The sequence below is a fragment of the Streptomyces pseudogriseolus genome (assembly GCA_002154585.1).
GTDB classification, from domain to species: domain Bacteria; phylum Actinomycetota; class Actinomycetes; order Streptomycetales; family Streptomycetaceae; genus Streptomyces; species Streptomyces pseudogriseolus.
In genome coordinates this window covers 1-9,779 of the sequence record MUNG01000574.1, presented here as the reverse complement: position 1 = coordinate 9,779, position 9,779 = coordinate 1, and the positions used below count along the sequence as shown (strand labels likewise).

At 72.2% G+C, this 9,779-nt stretch carries 11 protein-coding genes; 5 read left to right on the top strand and 6 right to left on the bottom strand.

Translation table 11 applies throughout. The annotated features are described in order from the left end of the window. Positions 1 to 392 (bottom strand): MerR family transcriptional regulator (locus tag CCN29_RS36545; protein WP_442538639.1); only part of this gene is annotated, 392 nt, incomplete at its 3' end. Positions 393 to 558: 166 nt separating this feature from the next. Here CCN29_RS36545 and CCN29_RS32960 point away from each other — a divergent pair. The 4 genes from CCN29_RS32960 to CCN29_RS36540 all read left to right on the top strand — a co-directional run bounded on the left by CCN29_RS32960 (position 559) and on the right by CCN29_RS36540 (position 3,231). Next, positions 559 to 1,176 carry a sigma-70 family RNA polymerase sigma factor gene (locus CCN29_RS32960; RefSeq protein ID WP_086686182.1) on the top strand — a complete coding sequence of 206 codons (618 nt, stop codon included), beginning with the start codon at positions 559 to 561 and terminating at the stop codon, positions 1,174 to 1,176. 96 nt (positions 1,177 to 1,272) lie between these two features. Further along, a complete protein-coding gene (locus CCN29_RS32955) occupies positions 1,273 to 2,103 on the top strand; it encodes a DUF4397 domain-containing protein (RefSeq protein ID WP_086686180.1) in 831 nt (276 codons plus the stop codon). A 28-nt stretch (positions 2,104 to 2,131) separates the two neighbouring features. Further along, positions 2,132 to 2,779, top strand: coding sequence for a class F sortase (locus CCN29_RS32950; RefSeq protein WP_442538638.1), 648 nt, complete (start codon positions 2,132 to 2,134; stop codon positions 2,777 to 2,779). After that, complete coding sequence (locus tag CCN29_RS36540) at positions 2,779 to 3,231, top strand: hypothetical protein (RefSeq protein ID WP_442538637.1); 453 nt, start codon at positions 2,779 to 2,781, stop codon at positions 3,229 to 3,231. Before CCN29_RS32950 ends, CCN29_RS36540 begins: the two co-directional genes overlap by 1 nt. A gap of 129 nt (positions 3,232 to 3,360) precedes the next feature. Here CCN29_RS36540 and CCN29_RS32940 read toward each other — a convergent pair whose 3' ends face one another. The 5 genes from CCN29_RS32940 to CCN29_RS32920 form a co-directional block, all read right to left on the bottom strand. After that, on the bottom strand, positions 3,361 to 3,783 hold the full coding sequence (locus CCN29_RS32940) for an STAS domain-containing protein (RefSeq protein ID WP_086686184.1): 423 nt from the start codon (positions 3,781 to 3,783) through the stop codon (positions 3,361 to 3,363). Between the two features lie 226 nt (positions 3,784 to 4,009). Beyond that, on the bottom strand, positions 4,010 to 4,963 hold the full coding sequence (locus tag CCN29_RS32935; protein ID WP_086686178.1) for an anti-sigma factor RsbA family regulatory protein: 954 nt from the start codon (positions 4,961 to 4,963) through the stop codon (positions 4,010 to 4,012). Next, on the bottom strand, positions 4,960 to 5,742 hold the full coding sequence (locus CCN29_RS32930; protein WP_086686176.1) for an MEDS domain-containing protein: 783 nt from the start codon (positions 5,740 to 5,742) through the stop codon (positions 4,960 to 4,962). Before CCN29_RS32930 ends, CCN29_RS32935 begins: the two co-directional genes overlap by 4 nt. Positions 5,743 to 6,133: 391 nt before the next feature. Further along, positions 6,134 to 6,625: a GNAT family N-acetyltransferase gene (locus CCN29_RS32925; RefSeq protein WP_086686174.1), complete on the bottom strand. Its 492-nt coding sequence runs from the start codon at positions 6,623 to 6,625 to the stop codon at positions 6,134 to 6,136. 6 nt (positions 6,626 to 6,631) lie between these two features. Continuing rightward, positions 6,632 to 7,390, bottom strand: a complete 759-nt coding sequence (locus tag CCN29_RS32920) for a TetR/AcrR family transcriptional regulator (protein ID WP_006135436.1) — start codon at positions 7,388 to 7,390, stop codon at positions 6,632 to 6,634. 190 nt (positions 7,391 to 7,580) lie between these two features. Here CCN29_RS32920 and CCN29_RS32915 point away from each other — a divergent pair. Continuing rightward, positions 7,581 to 9,779 (top strand): MMPL family transporter (locus tag CCN29_RS32915; protein WP_107481763.1); only part of this gene is annotated, 2,199 nt, incomplete at its 3' end.

Sequence of the window (9,779 nt, the reverse complement as noted above, 5' to 3'; positions counted from 1 at the left end):
GCGCCCGTCGCGGCCCGCCCCGCGCCGGTTGCGGCGGGGGCGGGGCCGCGCGCAGGCACCCCGGCGGCGTCCCCCGCCCCGAAGACCCGAGTGGCGCCCGGCGGCGTCTCGCGCAGCACCGTCCGGGCAGCCTCCGCAGGCGCTATCCCCGTCGCCGTCAGCGCGCACATCCGCTCCAGCCGGGCCACGTCCACGGCGGTCCACCTGCGGTGACGGCCGCCCGTGTGCGCGTCGGGGCCGAGACCGTAGCGCCGGTCCCAGGTGCGGACCGTCGTCGGGGCCACCCCCAGCCGTCTGGCCACCTCGCCGGTGGTCAGCCCGGCCCCCTCCGGCAGGTCGGCGCGCGGCTGCGGAGCCGTCGCGGGGTTGTCACTGCGTTTCCGTGCACCCATGCGTCGATCGTACGACGCACAAGCGACGCATGTTGAGCTGCGTCGTTTGTGCACCGAACACTGACGGGGAACGCACGGTCCGCGTCGCGGCTTCCCCCGGCAGCGGCAGGTGCGGTCCGACAACGGCCTTCCGTCCCCGCACGGAGTCCGGCAGGAGGAACCCGGCATGATCACGAACACAGGAGTCGCCGCCCCCGCCCCGCCCGCGGAGGGGACACGCTACGAAGAGGAGCTGGCCCGGGGCCTGCTGGCCGCCGACGAGGAGGCGTTCGCGGCGATCTACCGGCGCTGGGGCTCCCTCGTGCACACCATGGCCACGCGGGTGCTCGGCGACACCCATGAGGCGGAGGACGTCACCCAGCAGGTTTTCCTCGGCGCCTGGCACGGCCGCGCGGGCTTCCGCCCGGAACGGGGCCCGCTCGGCGCCTGGCTGGTCGGCATCACCCGCCGCAAGATCGTCGACGCGCTGGCCGCCCGGACGAGGCGTCTGACGCTTGTCGACTCGGCCGCCCGGGACGCGGACGCCCCGGCGGACCACGGCGAGTCGGCACCGGACCGCGTCCTGGACCGCGTGCTGCTCACCGACGCCCTGGGCCGGTTGCCGCACCACCAGCGGGAGGTGCTGTGCATGGCCTTCTACGAGGACCTGACCCAGACGCAGATCGCGGAGCGCACCGGCATACCGCTGGGCACGGTCAAGAGCCACGCCCGCCGCGGTCTGCACCGGCTGCGCCAGGCGGTCGAGCAGAGCCCCGTCCACGACACCGGCGTGCGATCCGGCTGAAACGGATCCGCGCGGAGCGCATCCGGTGCGGCCCCCACGCCCGAAACAGGATCGAGACTCCGCACCGTACGGAGACTTGCCGAAGGGATGATTCCGATGACCTCCCCCCTCCGCCTCACCCTCGCCGCCACCACCGGCGCCTGCGCCCTCGCGCTCGGCGCCGCCGCTCCCGCCCTGGCCGCCGACGACTCCGGCAAGGCCATGGTGTCCGTCTTCCACGGCATCCCCGATCTGACGGTGGACGTGTACGCCAACGGCGACGAACTGCTCAGCGACTTCAAGCCCGGCACCGTGACGGACCCGCAGTCCCTCGACGCCGGCACCTACGACATCAAGATCTTCGAAGCGGGCAAGGGCCCGGACGGCACCCCGGCCCTGCAGAAGACGGTGGAGGTGCCCGAGGGCGGCAACGCCACGGTCGCCGCCCACCTCTCCGCCGACGGCCAGCCCGAGCTGACGGCCTTCGCCAACGACGTCTCGCAGGTCGACGCGGGCCAGTCCCGCCTCACGGTCCGCCATGTCGCGGCGGCACCGGCCGTCGACGTCCGGGCCGGCGGGCAACCGGTCTTCAGTGACCTGACCAACCCGAAGGAGGACATCGCCGAGGTCGACGCGGGCACGATCAACGCCGACGTGGTGCTCGCGGGCACCGACACGGTGGCCATCGGCCCGGCCGACCTGAACCTCGCGGAAGGCACGGGCAACGTCGTCTACGCCTGGGGCAGCGCGGAGGACAAGAACCTGGCGCTGGCGACCCAGACGTTCAGCGGCATGGAGTCCAGCCCGCGCGGTGTTCCCGCCGGCGGGAGCGGCGCCGCAGTGACCCCGAACTCCACCGACCTGTCTGCCGGCTGGGCCGTCGCGGGCGGGGCGGCCGTGCTGACGGGCGCGCTGGTGGTCCGCCGGATCGCCGGCCGGCGTGGCTGACCGCGCGCTCCGGCTGACGGGACCGATCGTGGCGGCTGCCGCTCTGGCAGCCGTCCTCGGCTCTCCGCCGGAGCCGAACGACCCCCCGGTGGGTCCGGACTTCGGCACGGCCCGCTCGGACGTGCCGGCCGGAACCGCGGCTCCGGCGGGTCCGCAGGACCCGGCGGAGGGGCCCGCCTCGGCCGGCCCGCACTCCCCGCGCGAGGCGGCACAGGCTCCTCCCCCGCCCGTGCGCGTCGTCGCGCCCGGCGTCGGCCTAGACGCCCGGGTCGGCCCGGTGGGTGTGACGGCCGAGGGTGACATGGCCGTCCCCGAGGATCCGTCCGAGGCCGGCTGGTACCGCTACGGCCCCGCGCCGGGCGGGGACCGGGGCTCGGCCGTGCTCGTCGGGCACGTCGACGACGACACCGGCGAGATCGGCGAGTTCGCCGCGCTCTACGACGTGCGGCCCGGGGACCGGATCGAGGTGCGCCGGGCGAAGGCGGAGCCGGTGCGCTACCGCGTCGTCGCGCGCGAGACCGTCCCGGAGGACGAGCTGCCCGCCTCGGTGTTCCGCCGCTTCGGCGCCCCCGTCCTCACGCTCATCACCTGCGCGCCGCCGTTCGTCCCCGAGCGGGGCGGCTATCTGTCCAACCTCGTCGTCACGGCGGAGCCCGTCGAGTCCGGGAGGGCGTAGTGGCCCATGTAGAGCCCGCTCACCTGGTGGAACTGGCCCTCGGGCATGCCACGGCGAGCGAGGAGGACGCCGGTGCGCTGCGCCACATCGCGCAGTGCCCGCGCTGCCGGGACGAGCTGCGGACGATGACACGCGTGGTCACTGCCGCGCGCACCGCCCAGCTGGTGGACCTCCCGGCCGCGCCCCCGGAGCGCGTCTGGCAGCGCATCACCCACGACCTGTACCGCGGGCCCCCGGCCCCCCTGGCTCCGGTGCCGGCCGCCGACTGCGCGAGGAGGGACCGACTCCTCCTCACCGCCCTCGCCCTCACGGTCGTCGCCGCCCTCCTGGCCGCCCGCCGCGCCCGGCGGCAGCGCGGGGGAACCGCCTGGGCAGCGCGAAGGGGTCGACCCGGCAGAGCCGGCCCCTTCCGCGACCGCGGGGCCGCCGGACCGGCGGCCACCCTCACGTGATGTGGTCAGACGAAGCGGAACTCCACCACGTCGTCAGCTCACCGACTGACAATCTCTCCTGAACGCGGTCCATCCGCCGTTCTGCTCGGCCGGGACGCCGCCGACAACCTCACCAGGGCGTCGGCACACCTACCCTGGCGTCTTCTCCGCCCGCGCCGCGCATGCGGCAGACATGTCGGCCGTGGTGCATTCCTCGCGTATCCCGGACATGTCGCCTGCGGCAGGAGTCTGGAGGGCGGCGTCCACCGTGGGGAACACGGGGAACACCTGCTCAAGCCCGAGAAGGTGCCACACCTGCTCGTAGTGGGCGCTGAGGGCGGCCACGCGCAGGACGCCGCCCCGCTGGTCGAGCATGCGCCACAGCGTGACGAGCATGCTGATGCCGGAGGAATCCATGTACGTCACCTTGGATGCGTCCACCACCAGGGTGGTGCAGCCGCTGTTGACCAAGTCCTCGCACTGGGCACCGACAAGGTAGGCGTTGTCGTAGTCGACCGTCTCCGGGAGCTGTGCAATCGTCGCGTCCCCGTGCTGCATCCGGACAGTGAGCATGAAGAAGGGACTCCCCTCCAGATCGTTCCCGTCGGGCCGTGTCACCGGGGTGCTTCGGCTCCACCTCTGCTCCATCGTCTGCCCCAGTTGTCCTGAGGCAGACCGACGCATCATGCGTTGGCACGCCCGCTGCGGGTAACGGCCTACGAATGCGGCCCTCCCACCGTCCCTGCCGGACGGTGCCTGCCCCTGGACACCGTCCGGCAGGATGACATCGAGTGCGGGTCTACTCCGGCAGCTCGGTGTGGAGCCGGATCCTGGTGCCCTCGTCCGGTGCTGAGCGGATCTCCACAAGGTCGCAGAGCTGGTGCACCAGCCACATGCCGCGTCCACCGACCTGCCTGGCATCCGGCCTTCTCCGGCCGACCAGAGGGTCCTCGATGTAGCCCGCGTCACGGAACTCGCACACGAGTCGATGCTCTTCGTTCCAGGTGCGCAGCACACCGTGTCCGCCGCCGTGCCGGATGCTGTTGGTGGCCACCTCCGTGGCGGCCAGGTGCAGCTCGCGCAGGCGTCGGCCGGTCAGGCCGTGCAGTTCGGCGCACGCGGCGATCTTCTCGCGCAAGGCGGGCAGGTCCCCGCTGCTGTAGGCGAACTCCTCGTACGGGTCGCACGGGTCGGTGAGCGGTGTGAAGCGGTACGGTGCGTGCGGGTCGTAGTCCTCACACGGCATCGTGCAGCCGTCCTGACGCAGCTCGGGGTGGCACCGGGCCATCTCCGTCAGTGCGGCCTTGTCGTGTGCGATGTCGTACGGGCACAGCAGCCACCAGGCCGGGCCCCGGGCGAAGGCCTTGTTGAGGAGCCACTCGTGGTAGCGCAGTTCCTCGGCTTCGGCCGGGGTGCGGACCGTGTCCCACGGTGATTCGCCGATCCCGCGGACAGGCCGCCCCTGTGACGTGTACTCCTGGATCCATTCCTGCCAGGCGGCGATGAGCCTACCGGGATGGTGCGCGACCCCCGCGGTGTCGACGTAGCGGACGGCATCCTCGTCGCGGATCTCGGCGCGCAGCAGGGACGCCTTGTCCTGTGGGACGGCGACGACGACGGCCTCGCCACCATCGAGGGCGTCCTGGATGAAACCGAGGGCGCCCTCGACGAACGCGTCCCTGCCGGAGTACGGGTACAGCTCGTGCCGGTATCCAGCGCCCGGAGCGGCGGAGCTGGGAGCGGAGAAGGTCACGGCGTCATCACCACCGGAATCTCGGGGATCGCGAAGCCGGACAGCTCCCAGGCGAGCCGCACGGTGTCGTTGGTGCCTTCCAGAATGACCTTGCGATCCGGAAGGTGTCTGGCCGCATCGGCAAGGGCGCTCATCCCGGCGCCATCGAGAAACTCCAGTGCGTGGCAGAGCAAGCGAACCGTTGCCCTCTGGGCGAGAAGGGTGCACAGGATGGTGCCGAAAGCCACAGCGCCGTCACTGTCGACGATCCCGTTCACCGTCCAGCCTTCCTTCCCCGTGCGGTACACCTGGAACGCCGGTACCTTCGGACGGCTGCCCAGACTGTGTGGGTGCACGCACCCGATCTGCTCCAGGGTGGAGGAATCCCAGTCGGCACCGCTGTAGACGCAGACCACCAGGGCTCCGGTGTCGGCGGCGAACTCCTCGAGATCGAGTTCACTGCGCCACAGTTCCTTCGTCCGCTCCGCACGGCAGCCGGGCCTGACATGGTGCAGCACCCGGAGCGAGCGGAACCCCTCGCGGTCGGCGTCGGCCGCCTCCCGGCGCACCGCGGCCAGCAGAGAGCCGTCCAGCCGGGCCGGATCAAGCACGAGCTGCGCGAACTCACTCCCCGCTTCGAGAGCCGGCCCGACGATCACCACCTTGTCCCCGTGCAAGGCCCCGTCCGCAACGAAGGACCGGCTGCAATCGATGACGTGATCGGTTCGATCCAGCACCTGGCAGACGTGATCACCAGGGTCGACCTCGTCCAGAGTGGCCAGAGTGCGCGGCGCTCTCACTGCTCCTCCATCCTCACTCCTCTCACTCTACCGACCAGGGGCCCGACCCCTGCCCGGCATCGGAGGTGACCTGTCAGGGCGCCACCTGGGTGTGGCAGCCCTGCCGCACCGCACCTCGGGGCGAGTGTGATCGCAAAGTCGGCGCACGCTGCCGGCGCACGCCGAGAGCGTCACAGGAACACGCACCACGCACGGCGCCGACCGCATCGTGCGCACCGGAGCAGCCGCTCTCGGACGTAACCGCGCGGGAGCGCTCCGGTGCGGCTTCGTCGTCTCACACGCCCCGGCGGTACGGACGCCCGTACCCGACGGCGGACCGCGTCACCGCTCCTGCCGCTACGGTCGGCGCCGTGCACGCCTTGGGCGGACGGTCCTGGCGTGGCACACCACGTCACTCCGCAGGAATACGGAACTCGAACTCGGGACGGTCCCACGGCACGGCGGGTGGGTTCGCGAGGGCGGTGCCGGTGCGCACCGCGCCTACGCGGTGGTAGAAGTCTGCGGCGGGGAGGTGCGACACGACCTTGACCCGGTCGAGGCCGGCGGCGCGGGCCTCGGACCGCATGTGCGCGACGAGCAGCCGTCCGATACCCCGCCCCTGCGCCTCGTCGGCGACGAACAGCAGGTCGAGCTCCGGTGGAGCGAGGACGAGCGCGTAGAAACCGAGGATCCGGTCTCCGTGCTCGTCGGCGCCGACGGCCACGTAGGTGCGGTGGGACTCGATGTAGTCGGGTCCGACCCTGTAGCCCGCCACTGCGGACGCGTACATGCCCGCGTAGGCGCCTGAGCCACGCACGAGCCGGGTGAGCCGTTTGGCGTCCCGCGCAACGGCCCGGCGTATCGTGACCGGCCGCCGGCCGACCGGGGAGGTGCGTGGACTCATCGGGGGTCACCTTACGCGCTCGTCCTGGACCGGACCGGCCGGGATACGGCGGTGGATGTCCTCCAGCATCATGCGGACGGACGTGCGGAACACCTCCGCCTGCCGGCCGCCGAGGAACGAGGTGTGGCCGAACACCTCCAGGACCACCAGCCCGTGCACGTGGCCCCACGCGCTCAGGAACAGGGCGACCGCGGCGGCCGGCAGGTCCCCCTGGGCCTGCACGGGGAGTCCTTCCAGCTGCTCCCGGTGCGCCGCCGACAGCAGCGGCACGTCCGCCGCGGCGAGCTGCTCCGGGGTGAAGCCGGCGAACAGCTCGCGCTGGAAGACCGTGCCCATCCGGCGGACCGCCTGCGTCGTCGGACCGTCGGCGGGGGCCGCGTACGAGCGCAGCGGTGTCCCGTAGAGCAACTGGAAGTGCTCGGGGCGGGCCACGCCCCACTCGCGGTACGCCTCGGCCACCACGACCAGGCGCGGTTCGCGGACGTCCGGGCCCGCGCGGTCGGCGGCGGCCTGCAACGCGTCGGCCAGGTCGTCGTAGGCCTTGGTGATCAGCGCCGTGACGAGGGCGTCGCGGTTCGGGAAGTAGTGGTAGAGCGCCTGCACCGTCATGCCGAGACTGCGGGCGACCGCGCGCAGGGACAGGGCCGCGGGCCCGTGCGCGGCGAGGTGCTGCTCGGCGGCGTCGACGATCTCCCGGGACGCGGCGCTCCTGCGCCGCTCGCGCAGGGAGACGGGAGCCGTGGTGGTGTGCCGGTCTGCTGACATACGGCGAGCCTAGGGTGACGCGCCCTGACAGTCCATCGAAAAACCTGACAGTGTCAGGTAAATCTCATACTGCCAAAGAACGGACGTTCTCACTAACGTCGTCTCGCGGCGACGCCGGCTTCCGAGAGACCACTCCGGCCGTACTCCGTCGTCCTCACCGCAAGGCGCAAGGAAGCAAGGGAGAACGTGCGTGTTTGAACGCATAGCCGATCTGGCGATCCGCCGGGCCCGGCTGGTACTCGTGGTCGCCGTCGTGGCCGTGGCGCTCATGGGTGCCGTGGGAGCCGGCGCGTTCGGCCAGTTGAAGGGGGGCGGCTACGACGACCCGGCCTCTCCGTCCACCAAGGCCGGCCAGGCCATCGAGGAGAAGTTCGGAGGCGGGACGAACCTGGTGTTCCTGGTCTCGGCCCCCGGCTCGCGCCTCGACGCGCCCGAGGCAGACCGCGCGGGCCGGGCCCTGGTGGCCGACCTCAGGGACGATCCCAACCTCGAGAACGTGGTCGCGTACTGGGACGCGAAGCAGCCCGCCCTGCGCTCCGAGGACGGCCGTGAGGCGCTGGTGCTCGCCCATGTGAAGGGGGACGAGACCGAGCAGCGGAAGAACGCCAAGACCGTCATCGACGCGTACACCGGGGCCCGGGAGGGCGGGCTCAGCGTCCAGGCCGGAGGCGGCGCCGCCGTCGGCAACGACATGGAGACGCAGACCCCCAAGGACCTGCTGCTGGCCGAGGCCATCGCCGTGCCGCTGACCCTCCTGCTGCTCCTGGTCGTCTTCGGCAGCGTGGTCGCCGCGCTCCTGCCGCTGGCCATCGGGACCATCGCCATCACGGGCACCTTCGCCGAACTGGCCCTGCTCGGCGGCGTCGTGGACGTGTCCGTGTCCGCGACCAACCTGACCACGGCCCTCGGCCTCGGTCTGGGCATCGACTACGCGCTGCTGATGATCAGCAGGTTCCGTGAGCAGCTCGCCACCGGTTCCACCGTGGACGACGCCGTCCGTCACACGGTGCACACGGCCGGCCGCACGGTCGCCTTCTCGGCCGCCACGGTGGCCGTCGCGCTCGCGGCGCTGCTGGTCTTCCCGCAGTACTTCCTGCGCTCCTTCGGTTACGCCGGGGTCGGCGTCGTCGCCATCGCCGCCGTCGGCACGCTCTTCGTGATGCCGGCCCTGCTCGTCGTCCTGGGCCACCGCGTCAACAGCGGCCGGCTGCCGTGGGCGAAGCGGGCCCGCACCTCCACCCGGGCGCCCCTGTGGGGCCGGCTGGCCGGCACCGTCATGCGGCGTCCCGTGCTCACCGCGCTGCCCGTGCTGGCCGTCCTGCTGGTGGCGGCGAGCCCGCTGCTCGGCATCACCCTGGGCACCCCCGACGAGCGCGTCCTGCCCGAGGACGCGCAGAGCCGCCAGGTCGCCTCCGTCCTGCGGGAGAAGTTCGACGGCAACGACGACGCCGCCCTCCACATCGTCATCGACGCCCCCGTGGACAAGGCGCCGCTCGGCTCCTACGCGACCGAACTGTCCGCCCTCGATGGCGTGGTCCGCGTCGAGACCGGCATCGGCACGTACGAGAAGGGACGGCCGGAGGCCGCCGGCCCGGGCAGCGCGGCCCTCAGCCGGCCCGACGCCCAGCGCGTCACCGTGGTCAGCGGCCTGACCCCGAGGTCGGACGAGGCGCAGGACCTGGTCGACGAGGTGCGGGCCGTCGCCCCGCCCGCCGGGACCGAGGCGCTGGTGGGCGGCGGGGACGCCGAACTGGTCGACTCCAAGGACTCCATCAGCGGCCAGCTCCCGCTCGCCCTGGGGCTGGTGGCCCTGACCACCTTCGTCCTGCTCTTCCTGTTCACCGGCAGCGTCGTGCAGCCGCTGCGCGCGCTGGTCCTCAACGTGATCAGCCTGGGCGCGACCCTCGGCGTCATGACCTGGATCTTCCAGGACGGCAACCTGGCCTCGCTGATCGGCGTCACGCCGCAGCCGATGGAGGCGTCCATGACGGTGCTGATGTTCTGCATCGCCTTCGGTCTGTCCATGGACTATGAGGTGTTCGTCACCAGCCGGATCAAGGAACTGCACGACCAGGGCGCGGACACCCGCACCGCCGTGACCGACGGTCTCGGCCACACCGGCCGCATCGTCACCGCGGCGGCCTGCCTGCTCGCGGTGAGCTTCTTCGCCTTCGGGACGGCGAAGATCAGCTTCATGCAGATGTTCGGACTGGGCAGCGGCCTGGCCATCCTCATCGACGCCGTCGCCGTACGCGGAGTCCTCGTGCCGGCCGCGATGCGCCTGCTCGGCCGGTCCGCCTGGTACGCGCCGTCCTTCCTGCGCAGGTTCCACGGCCGGTACGGCCTCAGCGAGGGCGGCCCCGCACCGGCCCCCGCAGCGGCCCCCGCC

Bases quoted from the DNA above. Each gene is read 5' to 3' on its own strand.
- CCN29_RS32925 (WP_086686174.1), bottom strand. From the start codon at position 6,625: ATGAGTCCACGCACCTCCCCGGTCGGCCGGCGGCCGGTCACGATACGC.
- CCN29_RS32940 (WP_086686184.1), bottom strand. From the start codon at position 3,783: ATGCTCACTGTCCGGATGCAGCACGGGGACGCGACGATTGCACAGCTC.
- CCN29_RS32955 (WP_086686180.1), top strand. From the start codon at position 1,273: ATGACCTCCCCCCTCCGCCTCACCCTCGCCGCCACCACCGGCGCCTGC.
- CCN29_RS32920 (WP_006135436.1), bottom strand. From the start codon at position 7,390: ATGTCAGCAGACCGGCACACCACCACGGCTCCCGTCTCCCTGCGCGAG.
- CCN29_RS32960 (WP_086686182.1), top strand. From the start codon at position 559: ATGATCACGAACACAGGAGTCGCCGCCCCCGCCCCGCCCGCGGAGGGG.